This is a genomic window from Photobacterium lutimaris, assembly GCF_003025555.1.
Lineage (GTDB): Bacteria > Pseudomonadota > Gammaproteobacteria > Enterobacterales > Vibrionaceae > Photobacterium > Photobacterium lutimaris.
This window is the reverse complement of the sequence record NZ_PYMH01000002.1, coordinates 683,753-700,016: the sequence shown is the minus strand read 5'-3', so window position 1 is coordinate 700,016 and position 16,264 is coordinate 683,753. Positions and strand designations below refer to the sequence as shown.

Sequence of the window (16,264 nt, the reverse complement as noted above, 5' to 3'; positions counted from 1 at the left end):
CTCCCAAAAAAAATCGACCGATTCTAAAACCTCTGGTTGAGCTTGTAAAGCTGCATCTTCAAACTATTGAATTAATTGGAGCAAAAGGAGCAAACGATTGCTTCTGGTGGTAAAGCCTGAAGCGGTACTGAATTGTTTAATACCAATCTGGATGCGTTGGTGATCAAGTCGTTGTAATGAAAAAGCCAGCTGGGGAGGCTGGCTTTTTGCTGTGCTGGGTGATGAAAAAGCCTAGAGCTTGAAGCGATGGACCAGATCGTTTTGCTGGTGGGCAAGGTGATCAAGTTTGCTGCTGGCTTCGGCGACCTCTTCCATCGAACGGTAATTCGAATCGGCAATATGGCTGATGTCTTCCAGCGAGCGGGCAATCGATCCGGTGGTGCTGCGCTGCTCTTCAGCGGCTTGGGCGATTTGGCTGCTCATCTGGCTGATCTCAAGGATAATCGCTTGGATTTCCTCCATCGCACTGTTGGCATCGGATGCCTGAGTCAGGCTGTTATCCATTTCGTTGACACAGCTCTGCATCACCTCGACAGCGAGCCCCGAACTGGACTGTAAGCGCTGGATCATCTGCTCGATTTCCGATGTCGAATCGGTTGTTCGCTTGGCCAGTACCCGCACTTCATCGGCGACCACGGCGAAGCCGCGGCCTTGCTCACCGGCACGCGCCGCTTCGATGGCGGCATTGAGCGCGAGAAGGTTGGTTTGATCGGCAATGTTGCGTATCACATCGAGGATTGAACCAATATTGCTGCTCATTTCCTGAAGATCCGAGACCGCGTGAACTGACTTGTCCAACCGCGTCGAGAGTTGGTGGGTGGTGTTGATATTTCGGCTCATGACTTCGCGGCCAGTGGCGGATGCCTTTTCAACCTCGTGGACCCGCTCCATGGAATTTTGCGCGCTGTGGGAAACGTCGGTGACAGACTGCTCCATCTCGGTCATCGCAGTGGCGACAGAGGCCGTTTGTTGGCGTTGCTCATGCAGTCGGTTCTTGGCCTTGGTGGTGGTTGATTGGTTCTCTTCAGCGACTGCCGTGAGATCACTCGAGGCTTGGCTGAGCTTGCCGAGGATCTCTTGTAGGTTATCAGCAAGGGTATTGATGTAGTTGCCCAGCTTGCTGAATTCAACGAATTGGTTGACTTGGCTGCGCTTGGTCATATCACCCCTTGCCAATGCTTCAAGGGTCGCTAACGTTGCATTTAGCGGCTTACGAACGCTTTGCGCAAGATACCAACCAATAAACAAAGCAAACAGCGTGGTACCGACCCCAAGCAAGGTTGCATTGCGGTAACCTTGGCTGTAAGTCCTGTCAGCGTTGGTGATCGCAGTATTCATCTGAGTATTTGCCTGCGCACTGAAGCTTGCGAGTAATTCCATGGCCTGGTCGATTTCATTCGCAAGAATAGCAATATTGTCATAGAGCCGGTTGCGTGCGTCGATATATTGGAAGTGATCATCCAGTACCCCGCCGGATTGGCCAATGTCCAGCGTGTACTGTGTGATCGACTTATCAAATATCGCTTTGAGATCAGGCATCATTGCTAGCAAAGAGCGATAGGCATTGTTGAGGTGATTGATATTACGTCTGTTACTTTTAATCGCGTTATCAATGATCTCGATATCTTCAGTTGCCAGCGCATCTGACGTGACGACCTCCGTTTCCTGCAGTTTGACAAAGTAGTTTTTGGCGATCATTTTGACTGAAATGCTTTCTTGGTCGTCAACATAATCCTTCATCCGATTATTGAGGCTACTATGCAGCTGCTGGAATCGTCGGGCTGACTGTTGGCGATCTGCCTGGGCAATCAGTTGGGCCCGGTAATTATCCATTGCAGTATGGGCTTCGCGGAAATAACGATTCTCCAGTGCGATAAGTGCTTCAAGTTGGCTGCTGAGAGCCGTATTGTCTTGTGCGGCATTCTCAAGCTGTTCGAAGGCGGCCAGAAACTGTTTGTGGGCGTGTCCGAATTGCTCTTCGTAGCTGTCCATTCGAGCCAGATCTTGGCTGGTGAGAAAATCCTTGTAGATCTTATCTGCCGCCAAAAGCCTGACACTGACTTGGTTTGACAGTGATACCAAGGGTAAAGATTGGTTGGTGACGATTTGGAGTTGTTGATGGATCCGGCTGGTGCCATCGAGCATCATGACCAGAGTGGCCACAAATAGCATTACCATGATGGCGATTCCGGTATACATACGTCGGATGACGGAGGTCTGTTTCGTTGTCTTCATAATATCCCTAAAAAATACAAGCAAGCGACAGCAGATCTTACTTATGGCAATGTAATACGAAGTTAGAATTATGGTTTTGGTCTTCGTACAAAATGTGACGCTTAAATTTTTAGAAGCAAAAAAAGCAAACTAAAATACGTCAAACTTGACTCAGTTAAACAATAAATTATTGATATAGTCCTTGAGATTAATACCAAATAGTAAATGATTTGGCTTCTTACATTCTTTGACCGCTGCATCAAAAAATAACTTTGTTATTCGACTGTCTGGTATTTGCTCACGAACTCGTTCGAGTCGCTCAGCTCAAGGTACTTGGCGGAATTGAATGTGGTGGATGGAAAAAAAACACTGGAAAAAAGATTAAAAACAATGTTCAATATTGCTCTTGTGAGCGTAGTCGAGCATACTGCAAGTGTAGATTCGATAACGATAAATGGAGCAAGACATGGCTGAAGAGACCATTTTCAGTAAGATTATTCGCAAGGAAATCCCAGCTGATGTTGTTTACCAGGACGATTTGGTGACGGCTTTCCGCGATATTAACCCGCGTGCGCCAAGTCACATTTTGATCATCCCGAATAAACTGTTGCCGACCGTCAATGATGTGGAAGCAGAAGACGAGTTGATGATGGGACGCCTGTTTACAGTTGCCCGTAAATTGGCTGAGCAGGAAGGCATTGCTGAAGACGGTTACCGTTTGATCATGAACTGTAATCCGCATGGTGGCCAAGAGGTATACCATATCCACATGCATTTGCTGGGTGGTCGTCCTCTCGGGCCAATGCTTGTGGGTTAGCACAAGGCTTGGTGAGCTAGCAGGCAAACCGAGGACAAGTGAACTTCTGTTCCAAATTGAAGTCTGAGTGGCGTGTATTTACGGCGTGTTTGCCGACGGTAAGGGCACTCAGGCTTTTTATTAGGGTTAGTCATAAGATGTTGAAACATGCCGTCGTAGCGGTGCTGTCTTTGGGATTGGTTGCTTGTGCGAACCTGTCGACCCAGAGCTTATTTAGTCATTATAGTGCGGCAAATAGTAAGACCCATCAGGCAATGCAGCAGGGCTTGTATCAACAAGCGCTGGACGTATTGCCTGATGCGCCTGCAGGTGAAATTCTTGATGGAATGGAAAAAGGGCGGGTTGGCTTTGTCGCTGGCCAGTATCCACAAAGTTTTGGTGCGTTACAGTTAGCTGACAATGCGGTAAAAGAGCAGCAGCGCCAGGCCAATATCCAGATTTCGGAAGGGTTCAATCAAGTTGGCTCGTTACTGACCAACGACAACATGATCACCTATCAGCCGGCAGATTATGAGCTGGGCTTTTTACATTTGTACCTGGCTCTTAACTACCTCCAGCAAAGAGATCTCAGCGGCGCCTTGGTAGAGGTACGTCGTGCGAACCAAGTACAGGAAGCCGCAAAAAGACTGCGAGAAGCTGAACTGAACAAGGCGGCGAAAGAAGCACGCCGACAAGGGTTGGATCAAAATCTCGGTGCTGTTTTGGCGCGCTACCCTGATGTCGGCAGCCAACTGGGCAATATCCAGAATGGGTATTTGTTCTTTCTCTCTGGAGTACTGTACGAAGCCGACGGTGATCTGAACAGTGCTTACATAGACTACAAACGGGCACTGGCTGTTGCGCCTAACAACCCGTTTGTCGCAGAGACAGTACTGCGTCTGGCGACGCGGATGCGGATGGATAATGATCTGCCATCTTTGCAAGCGCGTTATGGCAAATACCAAACACCTTCTGCCAGCACTGGCAGGGTTATCGTGTTTGACGAGCAAGGGGTGGTTTCGGCAAGAGACGGCTGGCGTTTACCTATTTGGTTGACGGACAGCCGAGGCGATGGGGTGATTTATAATTTGGCGCTGCCTTATTATGCCAACCCGTCCAATAACGCTTATTCGCCATTACAACTCAATGGCAAGCCACTTGTTGACAGTACCGTCGCCAATGTCGATGGCATGGCACGTTACAGATTACAAGAAGATTTACCCATGATTGTGCTGCGACAGGCGTTACGGGTCGCCGCCAAGAACGAAGTACGCAAAACAGCGGCGAGGAAAGGGGACGATATCGGCAACGTGCTGACCAATATTTTCAACACCCTTACCGAACAACCAGATACCAGGAGTTGGCAAAGCTTGCCGGCCTCAGTGGCAATTGCCCAGCAAGATATCGCGGCAGGGCAGTATGATTTGGCTTGGAATGGCCATCAGATAGATGTAGATGTCAAAGCCGGTAGAACAACCATGGTTTGGGTGTCTCGTCAGGGAAATCAGCTGACCGGATGGTCAGTCTTATTGGGGAATAACTAATGAGAATATTACTTGTATTGGGGATGGTCTTGGGCCTAGCAGCATGCTCCTCGACAACGTCTGGGATCAGCATTGAAAGCAGTAACCAAAGCGTGGTCATTGGTAACTCTCAATTGGCCAGTCGTCTATCGATTGAGCAGGCCAACATTTCTGACGTCAATGGGCTGATGAAGGCCGGGGTTCCGGTTACCAGTCAGATCGATTCTGATCTCAACCTTCAATACCGCTTTTATTGGTATGACGCCCTGGGCCTAGAGGTCAGTGGCAGCGATAGCCCATGGCGCCAGGTTGTGTTGCACGGTAAAGATACAATGACATTACAAGCCGTTGCCAGAAGCCCTCAGGCAACGCAATACCGGATATATATCCGAAAAGCAGATTATTAATTTTGGGACTGGCACTGTTGCGAGTGCTGTTTGACTAATAAAGGTAAAACAATGAAAAAAAGCGTAATCGCATTAATGGGTGTGGCAGCACTGATGGGCGGCTGTGCCCAGAAAGTGAGCTACGGTGATGCTCAGCAGGCTGAAACAACCACCATTGAGTTTGGCTCGACAGACTTGCAAAAGATTGCAGAAGAAATGACAGACAGCATGCTGACCTCCGGCTCGGTGGCTTACATTACCGGTAATGGCCAGCGCCCTATCATTGTTGTCGATAGCATCAAAAACAAAACCAGCGAACATATTGATACCGAGTCAATCACTGACTCAGTCAGCACGCGCTTGCTGAACTCAGGCAAATTCCGCTTTGTAGACATGACTCGCGTAGAAGATGTACGTAAGCAGCTTAATTTCCAGAACAACGATGAGTTGGTTAACCAGAGCACCGCCATTCAGTTCGGTAAAATGGTCGGGGCGGAATACATGCTTTACGGTAACCTGTCGAGCATCGTTAAGTCAGCCGGTAGTGATAAGGACGTGTACTACAAGATGACCATGCGTTTGATGGACTTGGAAACGGGCTTGATTGAGTGGGCTGACGAAACCGAGATCCGCAAGCAAGAATCGAAGAGCCTTCTGGGCTGGTAACAAGGGCATTCCGGTGACATGAGTATCGATGACGTGCAGGCTCTGATCAGAGTCAGGTTACCGGAATACCTCTTCGTCAGTGCACAGCCTCTCAGCGGCGGCCTCAGCAATCGCTGCTGGCAGGTAGATGTTAAGCACTGTCAGACTGGCCGGTGCCATACCCTTGTATGGCGGCCTCATTCTGCCTCATCACAGTCCTTCGGGGTGTCACGCCAGCATGAGCATGATGTACTCCAGGCCATTTATCTTTCCGGCAAGCACGCGGTAGCACCACGCCCTTTTGCCCTTTTCGCTGAGGGGCTATTAGTCGAGTGGGCCGTAGGGCAAACCGCTAAGCCCGATCTCCCTGTTGAAACCGTCATGGCTTTATTGGGGACGATTCATCACCTTCCTTTGCCTGCGTGGCGGCTCGACTGTCAGCAGCGAGGCGCTCATTATTGGCAGTATGTCGCTAGTGCTGTGGATGACCATCAACTTTGCCGTATTCATGCCTATTTCCAATCCAAATCCGTTCCAACATGGTTTGCTGACACTTGCTGCCACCATGATCTGGGGTGGTATAACGTGATTATGGCTCCGGACGGTCAGCACAAAGTGATTGACTGGGAGTATGCCGCAGCTGGTGATCCGTCATTGGATTTGGCGCTGACTATCGCAGCCAACCAGTTGGAGTTATCGGTGTCTGTCAGTCATTATTGCCAGCTACAGGGGATCACCGATGCGGCAGAGCAGTCTCGGTGGCTAACGGCTGTAACGTATTGGCAGCCTTGGTGTGATTATTTGGCGATGCTATGGTTTTATGTTGGGGCACAATGCTTTTCAAACCAGTCACAACCCGATGACGGCTATCTCTGGGAAGCACGAGTATTGCAAGGTAAGTTGTGGAATGAACTGCAATTATCTGATTAGTCGATACTTTTAGCTTTCCCTCGTCTACAATAAGAAACGGCAAGTAGTTCGTACCTATAGGTTCGGGGTGATCTTATGTGGCGCCCGGTTACGTAACTTGACCTGATGGGCATCAAGCGTAGGGTTAAACGAGGGGAATATGATGAGTAATAGGCTCCCGAAATGGGCGGTACTCACCTTGGGCGTAGTGATTGTTACTGGGTGTACCACGCGATTGGCCTACAACAACATTGATGTATGGCTAAGTTACCGCCTTTCTTCCTATGTTACGCTCACCTCTTCCCAAGAGTCGGTGTTCGATCGCGGACTGGACAGTGCCTTGGCACTTCACCGGCGGCAGGAAATGCCCAAAATTCACCGCGCGATTGATCGGCTGCAAGCCGATCTGCTCGCCCCCATGAGCTACGGCCAAGTGCAGGAATACTACACGGTATTCACCCAGCTCGGGCAAGATTCTGCAGCGATACTGGCCGATCCCCTGGCAGACGTTTTTTCTCAGTTGGACAATACCCAGGTCGCGCAGGTTGAGGCGAGTTTGCGTCAACGTTTTGCTGAATTTGATGAAGAGCGCAGTCAGTTAAGCGACTCGCAAAAATTAACCAAACGTGCAGGGCGGCTACAAGATTTTACGCAAGACTGGGTCGGATCGCTAACTAGCAGGCAAAAAGAGTTACTGACAGAGTTGGCAGGCTACCAACTGGAAATGGCCCCAATTTTTCGCTCTCTGCGTAATGGTTACTTAACGCGCTGGCAACAGCTGATGAAAACTCGGACTCAACCGGCATTTAAAGGACAGTTTACCCAGTTGATGCGGGATATGGTGGCCCTGAACAGCAGTGAGCACCAAGCCGAGGTCCGTTTTTATCTCAACCGCCGTTTTGAGTTAATGCGCCGCCTCAACCATACGATGTCACCGCAGCAGCAATCTTACCTAAACCGTAAGCTTATCGACCTGCGTAAGGATGTCGCTCTACTTATCAATCAATAGCGATTATTTCCTGTGAAAGGAGTGTCAACAAACCATACAAAACGTGGTAGATTGATTTTACTGATAATCACAATAGGGAAGAAAAATGATTATTTATCTGCATGGCTTTGACTCAACAAGCCCTGGTAACCATGAAAAGGTATTGCAGCTTCAGTTCATTGATCCTGACGTACGTTTTGTGAATTACAGTACCTTGCATCCTAAGCATGATATGCAGCATTTGCTAAAAGAAGTGCATAAATTAAAGGCAGAGTCTGCTGATGAGCACCCGCTGATTTGTGGTGTGGGGCTTGGCGGGTATTGGTCTGAGCGGATTGGTTTTCTGTGCGGTATGAAGCAAGTTATTTTCAATCCTAACCTGTCCCCAGAACGCAACATGGAAGGTCGTATCGATCGTCCTGAAGAGTATGCTGATATTTCAACCAAATGCGTCACAGATTTTCGTACAAAAAATGCGGGTAATTGCCTTTGCATACTTTCAAAAAATGATGAAGTTTTAGACAATAATCTTACCAAAGATGCCTTAGGTGATTTTTACAAAATCATTTGGGATGAAAAAGAAACACATAAATTCAAGAAAATCTCCCAGCACCTCCAAACAATAAAAGCATTCAAAGAAAGCGCGTAACACTTTCCTGCAAGCAGGCGGCATTGGTCCGTCTGCTTAAAATCACCCTCTGATACTGGCACGAAAATCCTCTGCTATCTTGATCCTAATCAATTATTTCTTGCCTTGAAATAATATTCGCTTATAATGCAAATCTTAACTTTTTTTGAGATGGATCAAAAAAAGTTGAGTTAATCTAATCAAGAAGATGTAGCAAGCATCCCAGATATATTTAAAGTTAAGCTGTTGAAAAAAAAGAATTATGCTGACTGGATCGAGGTCGGGTCAGATCGAATTTGTGATTTTTTATATTTTTGGAAGGAGTGTCATGATGACGCGAATTATTGTTGTCGGTGGTGGTGCCGGTGGGTTGGAGCTAGCAACGAAGCTGGGGCGTACATTGGGCCGTAAAGGCCGCGCAAAAGTAACGTTGGTCGACCGTAAGGGAAGTCATTTGTGGAAGCCACTGTTGCATGAAGTTGCAACCGGCTCGATGGATGCAGGCGTTGATGCACTTAGCTACCGTGCACATGCGAAAAACCACTCGTTTGATTTCCAGATGGGCAGCCTGAAAGATATCGACCGCGAGCGCAAGGTGATTACACTCGCTCCGTTGCATGACAAGAAAAATGAACTGCTGATGCCTGAGCGTGAGCTGGAGTATGACATTCTTGTTATGGCTATTGGGTCGACTTCAAACGATTTCAATACCCCTGGTGTACGTGAGAACTGTATTTTCCTGGATAGCCCAGAGCAGGCACACCGCTTCCGTACAAAAATGAACAACCAGTTCCTGAAACTGCATGCCAACAAAGAGCAAAAAACAGTCGATATCGCAATTGTCGGTGCCGGTGCAACAGGTGTTGAGCTATCGGCAGAACTTCATAATGCAGTACAAGAACTTAAAAACTATGGTTTTGGTGATCTGGACAGCTCACGTTTGAATGTTAACTTGGTTGAAGCCGGTGAGCGTATCTTGCCTGCTCTGCCGCCGCGCATTTCTTCTGCTGCCCACAGTGAACTGACCAAGCTTGGTGTGAATGTTCGCACTGCGACTATGGTAACCAAGGCCGATGAAACAGGTCTGACGACCAAAGATGGCGATCATATCCCAGCCCAAATTATGGTATGGGCGGCAGGTATCAAAGCGCCTGATTTCATCAAGGATATTGCAGGCCTTGAGACTAACCGTATAAACCAGCTGGTGGTTAAACCGACGCTACAGACCACGCGCGATGACGATATCTACGTGATTGGCGATTTGGCGTCTTGTGCTCAGGAAGACGGTAGCTTTGTTCCGCCACGTGCTCAGGCCGCTCACCAAATGGCAAGCCGCTGTTTTTCAAATATCGTTGCTAAGATCACAGATCGTGAGCAGAAGCCATATACTTACAGTGACCACGGCTCGTTGGTTTCGTTGAGCCGCTTCTCGACTGTAGGTAGCCTGATGGGGAACCTGACCAAAGGCTCGATGATGGTTGAAGGCCGTATTGCTCGCGTGGTATACATTTCGTTGTACCGCATGCACCAAATCGCTCTTCATGGCGTGATTAAAACCAGCCTGATGATGCTGGTAGGCCGCATTAACCGCGTGTTGCGCCCAAACCTGAAGCTTCACTAAGCGAGTAACGCTATACGGGGCACAAAAAGGAGAACAATGATGTTCTTAATGTTTGATGTATTCGGCACCAAGATGTCAGTGCAGAAAAAAGATGGATTTTGGTTGCTGTTCAAAGAATCAGAGACCGCAATGCGTGCCCGTATTTATGATGTTGCTATTCCCCCCGAGCTGGAAGACGCTGATTTGGCGACGTACCTCGCGGATATCTATCATGAGCAGGCGAGTAGTCAACATCCTGACGTCCGTCAGTTATAAGCTTGAATGAAAAACGCCCCTATTTAGGGGCGTTTTTTTATGTCGTCTAACCGTGGTGATCAGTTGATTTTAAACAGCTCAACATCAAAAATCAGTACTGAGCCTGGTGGGATAGCGCCAATCGAACGGTTGCCATAGGCCAGATCGGCTGGGACGAAGAACCGTGTCTTCTCACCTTCAACCATCAACTGGACGCCTTCTGTCCAGCCCTTGATAACCTGATTGAGGCCAAACTGGATGGTCTCACCGCGCTCGACTGAGCTGTCGAATACCGTGCCATCAAGTAGGGTGCCATGGTAATGAACGGTCACTTTATCACTTGCCTTAGGGTGCACCGAACCTGTTCCTTCTTGCAGAACCAAGTACTGTAGGCCTGATGCCGTTGTTTGTACCCCTTCCTTTTCCTTATTTTCGGCAAGGAAGGTTTCACCAGCTGTGATGTTTTCAGCTGCTGCCTGCTTATTACCTTGCGAGCGTTGCATAAAGAAGATAACTAGCGCAATAAGGGCGATACCCAGGATAATTTTAAACACGTAAGTTCCTTATTTCGTAATACAAAGCTGAATATACTTGCTGATAGTAGCAGAGCTCACCCGCTGGTGAAAGGTGGGGGAAAGGGGGACTTCAGCCGAGATTATGGCAATCCTAGGCTCGGCGGTGTCGAAGGGGCAATGTCACTGGGGATCAGCGAAAACAGCAAGCCATCGACCGGCCCATCTCGGGTGATGATACGGTTCCGTGCGGTACATTCGAAATGGGCTTTAGTGGCAAGGGCGGTGCGCTGGCTCGCAAGGTTGCCGGGGTGGCTAACAATTTCAATGCGTGTCAGGCCGAGGGTGTCAAAAGCAAATTGGGCAATCGCCTGGCAAGCTTCTGTGGCGTAGCCTTTTCTTTGTGCGCTGGAGCGGATCCAGTACCCCAATTCAGCCGAATTGGTGAGTTCGGAGACATTGCTCAAGGATGTACTGCCAAGAAATATATCGGTGGCGCGCTCAAAGATGGCAAATTCATAGCTGATGTCATAGACCCAGTTTTGCTGGCTGGCATGAATCCACTCATGAGCATCATGTTGATTGTATTGAGCGTGGCACCAAGGCAACCAGGGAGACAGGCTTTGCTGCGAGCGGTGGATAGCATCGAGCAAATCCAACAGATCTGCATTCTTGTAGGGGCGAAGCAATAAGCGTTCACTTGTTAATTGGTAGTCTGCTTTCATCCTAGCTACAGCCGTCCTGATCTTGTATTTAAGAGCATAAACGAATGTTGTGGATGGCGTTGGAATAGGTGCTTAAAATGTGAAAAGGGCTGCGTTTGCAGCCCTTTATCTTGATAGTGAACGGGTTAACCGTCGATGCGACGAATTTGAATCACCATCCCCATCAGTGGATGGTCAAGGTAGTGGGTTTCGCCACTGCGCATCTTACGCTGTTGCTGGAATGGGTAGGCTTTGAGGAACTCTTCCACTTTCACCTGTTTTTTGACTTCCTGCAGATGGCCGATTTGGACATTACCTTCCGGCTCGAGGGCACTTTCCATTGGGTCTAGTGGCTCAGCACCGATGATAACTTCGCGACGGCTTGGTTCGCGCAGAGCAAAGTTGGCTTCGGTAAACAAGAAATGCTGTACATAGACGCGCAATGTGCCGTCCAGTTCTCGTAGTGCACTTGCTTGCTCTGTGATTTCATCAGCGGCAGCATTCAGTGATTCTTCGGTGAATCCTTGGTCTGACGCTGCGATAGTGTGCTCTTCGGTGTGGGCTGATTTCACTGTCCCATCCGCTAAAAACTGAGCGGAAAAATCTTTGCCCGCGCTGAAGTGAATGCGCGGCGCAGCAGCTCGGCTCAAATCACCTTGGCGCCAACCGAAGTGGGCCAATGGGGTAAAGCCGGCATGTTGCTTGAGCTTGCTGTACTGGGCATTGAGCTCGAACTGGGACGACGGCATCGGGGTGAGCCCTCTTGCTTGAAGGCGAGCGGTGTCACCGAAGTCTATTGCCCCTTTGAGGCTGACAGGCTTCGGGTTGTCAGGCCAAGACTCGCTCACTTGCTCTGGTGCGATGTTACGCTTGAACAAGATCACTTCAATATCGAACTGTCGCGCTGCAAGGCTTGGCCAGCTAATGGCGAACAGCAGCAAATAAATCAGATTTTTCAAGATAATACTCCGCACTTAAGTGCTATCTATTATAGAGCGTTTTCGGCCAACTTTGTTAGCAGACCGTCAACATACTTTATTCTGTCTTTTCTGTCACTCATCGGGGCCATGACTTTTAGTTTGGTTGGCCCTTCCATCCGGTAATGCTGCGGCTGTGACTGCAAAAGCCCGACCAGCAAGCCCGGGTCGATATTGGCATTGGGGTTAAACTCGATATAACCGCCTTTTTCACCGGCTTCAATTTTACGCACGCCGATACCGGCGGCTTTGAGCTTGATTTTATTGAGTACCAGCAAGTTGGTAGTGGGATCCGGCAGCAGACCAAAGCGGTCGATGAGTTCAACCTTGAGTTCATCCAGTGCTTTCTCGCTGTTTGCGCTGGCGATACGTTTGTATAACGACAGGCGGGTATTGATATCCGGGATAAACTCTTCAGGCAGCAGTGCCGGAAGGCGAAGTTCGACCTCGGTCTGCTGGCGCAACAGGTCATCAAGCGATGGCTCTTTGCCTTCTTTGAGTGCCTCGACCGCTTGTTCGAGCATCTCCATGTACAAGGTGAAACCGACCGATTGAATTTGGCCGCTTTGCTCGTCACCAAGCAGCTCACCAGCCCCTCGAATTTCAAGGTCGTGCGTTGCAAGGGTAAAGCCTGCTCCCAGATCTTCCAGTGAGGAAATGGCCTCAAGGCGCTTGACCGCATCTTTGGTCATCCGCTTAGGATGCGGCGTCAGCATGTAGGCATAGGCTTGGTGGTGCGAGCGTCCGACACGGCCTCGTAGCTGGTGAAGCTGGGCCAGACCAAGATGATCGGCGCGGTTGATAATGATGGTATTGGCGGTTGGGACGTCGATACCGGTTTCGATTATGGTGGTACATACCAACAGGTTGAAGCGCTGGTGGTAGAAGTCACTCATGATTTTCTCGAGTTCACGCTCGCGCATCTGGCCGTGGGCAAAGGTAACCCGCGCTTCAGGGATCAGCTTGGCCAGATCTTCAGCCATTTTCTCGATCGAGTCGACATCGTTGTGCAGGAAGTAGATCTGACCACCGCGCATGACCTCACGCAGTACCGCTTCCCGGATCAGGGCATCGTCTGATTCGCGGACGAAGGTCTTGATGGCCAAGCGGCGGGCTGGCGGGGTAGCGATAATAGAGAGATCGCGCATTCCGCTCATCGCCATATTCAGCGTGCGCGGAATTGGCGTTGCGGTCAGGGTCAGGATATCAACATCGGCACGGATCGCCTTGAGCTTTTCTTTTTGACGAACCCCGAAGCGGTGCTCCTCATCGACAATCAATAAGCCTAGGTCATGGTATTTCACCGAGGCATTGAGCAGCTTGTGGGTGCCGATCAGAATATCGATTTTGCCTTCGGCCATATCAGCCAGGATCTGCTTTTGCTCCTTGGCGGTTTTAAAGCGCGAAAGGACCTCAACCCTGACGGGGGTATTGGCAAAGCGGTCACGGAAATTCTCAAAGTGTTGTTGGGCAAGCAGGGTGGTCGGGACCAGCACGGTGACCTGCTTGTTGTTATCGACTGAGACAAATGCGGCACGCATGGCGACTTCGGTCTTACCAAAGCCAACATCACCACAAACCAGGCGATCCATGGCTTTGGCTTGGCACATATCTGACAGGACAGCATTGATAGCCAGTGCCTGATCATGGGTTTCTTCGAACGGGAAGCCGGTACTGAAGTCGGCATAGGCTTCGCGATCAAGCGTGAATTTATGGCCCGGCTTCAATTCTCGCTTGGCATACACGTCGAGCAGCTCGGCGGCGACATCACGCACTTTTTCAGCAGCCTTTTTACGCGCTTTAACCCAAGCTTCACCGCCTAGCTTATGGATAGGGGCAGAATCTTCTGCCCCGCCTGAGTAGCGGCTGATCAGATGCAGCGAGGCAACCGGGACATACAGCTTGGCACCGCCTTGGTATTCCAAGGTGACGTATTCGGTTTTCATGCCGCCGGCTTCCAACGTCTGCAAGCCCTGAAAGCGACCGATACCATGGTCTAGATGAACCACCGGTTGGCCTACCTTGAGTTCGGCAAGGTTGCGGATGATGGTATCGGCGTTGACTGATTTCTTTTCATCGCGACGGCGACGCTGGACCACCCGCTCACCCAGTAAGTCACTTTCGCAGATCAGGGCGACTTCTGGCTGCTCAAGTAAAAAGCCCTGTTCCGCCGAGCCGATCACTAAGCTGAATTTTCCTGGCGCTGCCAAGGCTTCGGTAAGGGTTGGTGCAACGACAGGGCGAAGCTTAATGCGAGCCAGTAGATCAAGCAGTGCTTCGCGGCGGCCTTCAGAGGCAACCGAAAAGACCATTTTACCCTGGTAGCTTTCCGAATAACGTCGAAGCTCAGCCAACGGTTCTTTGAGTTGGTGGTTGATGGTTAGCTCAGGAACCGCTTTAACGGGCAGGTTGTAGCGGCCAGCTTTGTCGGGCTCGCTTTCCTTGCGGATACGCACTTGAGGCAGCGTTTTGAAATGGGTGAACATTTCCTCCTTGGTCAGCCATAGCTCTTTTGGTTCGAGCAGTGGGCGCAGAGGATCAATCCGTCGCTGGTCGAAGCGGTACTCGGCGTCGGTTAAGAACTGGTCGACAGCGGGCTCAAGGGCTCCGATGGTGATCAGCAAGCTATTTTGCGGCAAGTAATCGAAAAGTGTTTCGGTCTGCTCGAAGAACAGCGGTTGCCAGTATTCGATACCGGCAGGCCAAGTACGCTTGCTGACTTGCTGGTAGATAGATTCGGGCTCTCGGCGGGCCTCGAAGCGCTCGCGCCAGCGCATCCGGAAATTCTCGATGGCGATTTCATCGGTTGGGAATTCGTGGGCTGGCAACAGGCGGATTTGCTCTATCTCACCGGTAGAGCGCTGGTTTTCAGGGTCAAACTGGCGGATCGAATCGACTTCATCATCAAAGAAGTCAATGCGGTAAGGCTGGTTGCTGCCCATCGGGAACAGGTCAATCAGCGAGCCACGGCTGGCATATTCACCATGCTCGATAACCTGATCAACGTGGCGGTAGCCTGAGGCTTCCAATTGTAAGCGCAGTTTTTCCAACGACAAGGTATCGCCGTTGCGTACCATCAACGCATGCTGGTGGATGAAAGCCCTTGGTGTCATTCGCTGCAGCAGGGTGCTGATTGGCACCAATACTACCCCATTCTCTTGCTGGGGTAGGGAATATAGGCGAGTCAACCTGTCTGAAATGATATCTTGGTGCGGCGAAAAATTATCATACGGCAAGGTTTCCCAGTCGGGGAAGACGCTGACTTCTAATGATGTGAACTGGCTGACTTCTGGTTGCAGGCGCAATGCGGTCTGGGTATCAGGCACTACAGCTAAGAGCGGGCCTTGATGATCATGGGCCACTTCTGCAACAGAGAGTGCCAGCGCTGCACCGGACACATTACCGATGAATCGGCTGTCACCCGGTTTGGACGGTAATGGAAGAGAGAGAATAGACTGTGCTTTCATGGTTAACTTTTATTGTCTGATCGCAGTTGGGCGCGTTGGCGCAGAATTTTTTGTTGGAAGTACAGGGCGGCTCGGATCAGCAAATCCCTGTCAACTTCCATTAAGCGTACGTACTTCAAGGCAATTTCGTAGCTGCCGTCTTGCTGGGGCTGGCATTGAGTTACTTCAGCATAGGCGTAAACAGCGGCGGCGGGGCTATCGAGAAACAGCTTGAGCTTTACCTCGTTACCTTCGGCTAGCGCGGCAGGTGAAAAATAAGACAGTTGGCTAGCGCCGAAAGTGTGTGTCGTAAAGCGGAGTTCAGCATTATCCTGTTGAGCTAGCACGAAAGATAATAACAAGTTTATCTTGTTATTCTGCGCCGTCAGGTAATTCGAGAGTGCTTTGAACTCATCTTTTTTTAATTGGGATAATGAATGCTCCAGACCGTCATCCAAGCTGCTGCATTCACTGGCGATACGAAACAGGGGCGGGATTTCTTGCTGGAAAGCCAGCATGTCGGGAACATTTTCACCCGGTTGGAGTGGTTCTACATTGATGGTCAATCCAGCATGGACTGAAAAATACTCGTCCTGATTCATGTCGCACTCGATATAAATTAACTATCCTACGATTATCACCCACCTATTGCTCAGGGACAAGTAAAGTGGTTGCAGAGTG

At 49.8% G+C, this 16,264-nt stretch carries 15 protein-coding genes; 9 read left to right on the top strand and 6 right to left on the bottom strand.

The features are described 5' to 3' along the window. Positions 1–231: 231 nt before the first annotated feature. Positions 232–2,235: a methyl-accepting chemotaxis protein gene (locus C9I99_RS08695; protein WP_146151175.1), complete on the bottom strand. Its 2,004-nt coding sequence runs from the start codon at positions 2,233–2,235 to the stop codon at positions 232–234. A gap of 445 nt (positions 2,236–2,680) precedes the next feature. Between C9I99_RS08695 and hinT the strand changes: the two genes are divergently transcribed. The 9 genes from hinT (at position 2,681) to C9I99_RS08650 (ending at position 9,965) form a co-directional block, all read left to right on the top strand. After that, positions 2,681–3,031 (top strand): purine nucleoside phosphoramidase, encoded by a 351-nt coding sequence (gene hinT / locus C9I99_RS08690; RefSeq protein ID WP_107348449.1) that lies wholly within the window; start codon positions 2,681–2,683, stop codon positions 3,029–3,031. A 137-nt stretch (positions 3,032–3,168) separates the two neighbouring features. Further along, positions 3,169–4,554, top strand: coding sequence for a COG3014 family protein (locus C9I99_RS08685; RefSeq protein WP_107348448.1), 1,386 nt, complete (start codon positions 3,169–3,171; stop codon positions 4,552–4,554). Next, positions 4,554–4,940 (top strand): YcfL family putative periplasmic lipoprotein, encoded by a 387-nt coding sequence (locus tag C9I99_RS08680; protein ID WP_107348447.1) that lies wholly within the window; start codon positions 4,554–4,556, stop codon positions 4,938–4,940. The genes C9I99_RS08685 and C9I99_RS08680 overlap by 1 nt, the downstream gene beginning before the upstream one ends. A 51-nt stretch (positions 4,941–4,991) precedes the next feature. Next, positions 4,992–5,585 carry a penicillin-binding protein activator LpoB gene (gene lpoB, locus C9I99_RS08675; RefSeq protein ID WP_107348446.1) on the top strand — a complete coding sequence of 198 codons (594 nt, stop codon included), beginning with the start codon at positions 4,992–4,994 and terminating at the stop codon, positions 5,583–5,585. Between the two features lie 18 nt (positions 5,586–5,603). Next, on the top strand, positions 5,604–6,494 hold the full coding sequence (locus C9I99_RS08670; protein WP_107348445.1) for a phosphotransferase: 891 nt from the start codon (positions 5,604–5,606) through the stop codon (positions 6,492–6,494). Between the two features lie 139 nt (positions 6,495–6,633). Then, on the top strand, positions 6,634–7,482 hold the full coding sequence (locus tag C9I99_RS08665) for a DUF6279 family lipoprotein (RefSeq protein ID WP_146151174.1): 849 nt from the start codon (positions 6,634–6,636) through the stop codon (positions 7,480–7,482). Positions 7,483–7,567: 85 nt separating this feature from the next. Then, positions 7,568–8,110, top strand: coding sequence for an alpha/beta hydrolase YcfP (gene ycfP / locus C9I99_RS08660; protein ID WP_107348443.1), 543 nt, complete (start codon positions 7,568–7,570; stop codon positions 8,108–8,110). A gap of 310 nt (positions 8,111–8,420) precedes the next feature. Further along, positions 8,421–9,710 carry an NAD(P)/FAD-dependent oxidoreductase gene (locus tag C9I99_RS08655; RefSeq protein ID WP_107348442.1) on the top strand — a complete coding sequence of 430 codons (1,290 nt, stop codon included), beginning with the start codon at positions 8,421–8,423 and terminating at the stop codon, positions 9,708–9,710. Positions 9,711–9,746: 36 nt separating this feature from the next. Then, positions 9,747–9,965, top strand: coding sequence for a DUF7661 family protein (locus C9I99_RS08650; RefSeq protein WP_338069659.1), 219 nt, complete (start codon positions 9,747–9,749; stop codon positions 9,963–9,965). Between the two features lie 59 nt (positions 9,966–10,024). Here the strand turns inward: C9I99_RS08650 and bamJ are convergent, their stop codons facing one another. From bamJ to C9I99_RS08625, 5 genes are all read right to left on the bottom strand, one after another. Further along, positions 10,025–10,498, bottom strand: coding sequence for a BamJ family beta-barrel-assembly machinery protein (gene bamJ, locus C9I99_RS08645; RefSeq protein WP_107348440.1), 474 nt, complete (start codon positions 10,496–10,498; stop codon positions 10,025–10,027). Between the two features lie 101 nt (positions 10,499–10,599). Continuing rightward, positions 10,600–11,181, bottom strand: a complete 582-nt coding sequence (locus C9I99_RS08640; protein WP_107348439.1) for a GNAT family N-acetyltransferase — start codon at positions 11,179–11,181, stop codon at positions 10,600–10,602. A 125-nt stretch (positions 11,182–11,306) separates the two neighbouring features. Continuing rightward, positions 11,307–12,119 (bottom strand): peptidoglycan binding protein CsiV, encoded by an 813-nt coding sequence (locus C9I99_RS08635; RefSeq protein ID WP_107348545.1) that lies wholly within the window; start codon positions 12,117–12,119, stop codon positions 11,307–11,309. A 29-nt stretch (positions 12,120–12,148) separates the two neighbouring features. Beyond that, positions 12,149–15,604, bottom strand: a complete 3,456-nt coding sequence (mfd, locus tag C9I99_RS08630; RefSeq protein WP_107348438.1) for a transcription-repair coupling factor — start codon at positions 15,602–15,604, stop codon at positions 12,149–12,151. A 2-nt stretch (positions 15,605–15,606) separates the two neighbouring features. Further along, entirely contained in the window at positions 15,607–16,185 is a 579-nt protein-coding gene (locus C9I99_RS08625) for a PilZ domain-containing protein (RefSeq protein ID WP_107348437.1), read from the bottom strand. Positions 16,186–16,264: the final 79 nt, after the last annotated feature.

Excerpts from the sequence above, each read along its gene's own strand:
- C9I99_RS08695 (WP_146151175.1), bottom strand. The coding sequence starts at position 2,235 with ATGAAGACAACGAAACAGACCTCCGTCATCCGACGTATGTATACCGGA.
- hinT (WP_107348449.1), top strand. The coding sequence starts at position 2,681 with ATGGCTGAAGAGACCATTTTCAGTAAGATTATTCGCAAGGAAATCCCA.
- C9I99_RS08685 (WP_107348448.1), top strand. The coding sequence starts at position 3,169 with ATGTTGAAACATGCCGTCGTAGCGGTGCTGTCTTTGGGATTGGTTGCT.
- C9I99_RS08680 (WP_107348447.1), top strand. The coding sequence starts at position 4,554 with ATGAGAATATTACTTGTATTGGGGATGGTCTTGGGCCTAGCAGCATGC.
- lpoB (WP_107348446.1), top strand. The coding sequence starts at position 4,992 with ATGAAAAAAAGCGTAATCGCATTAATGGGTGTGGCAGCACTGATGGGC.
- C9I99_RS08670 (WP_107348445.1), top strand. The coding sequence starts at position 5,604 with ATGAGTATCGATGACGTGCAGGCTCTGATCAGAGTCAGGTTACCGGAA.
- C9I99_RS08665 (WP_146151174.1), top strand. The coding sequence starts at position 6,634 with ATGATGAGTAATAGGCTCCCGAAATGGGCGGTACTCACCTTGGGCGTA.
- ycfP (WP_107348443.1), top strand. The coding sequence starts at position 7,568 with ATGATTATTTATCTGCATGGCTTTGACTCAACAAGCCCTGGTAACCAT.
- C9I99_RS08655 (WP_107348442.1), top strand. The coding sequence starts at position 8,421 with ATGACGCGAATTATTGTTGTCGGTGGTGGTGCCGGTGGGTTGGAGCTA.
- C9I99_RS08650 (WP_338069659.1), top strand. The coding sequence starts at position 9,747 with ATGATGTTCTTAATGTTTGATGTATTCGGCACCAAGATGTCAGTGCAG.
- C9I99_RS08640 (WP_107348439.1), bottom strand. The coding sequence starts at position 11,181 with ATGAAAGCAGACTACCAATTAACAAGTGAACGCTTATTGCTTCGCCCC.
- mfd (WP_107348438.1), bottom strand. The coding sequence starts at position 15,604 with ATGAAAGCACAGTCTATTCTCTCTCTTCCATTACCGTCCAAACCGGGT.
- C9I99_RS08625 (WP_107348437.1), bottom strand. The coding sequence starts at position 16,185 with ATGAATCAGGACGAGTATTTTTCAGTCCATGCTGGATTGACCATCAAT.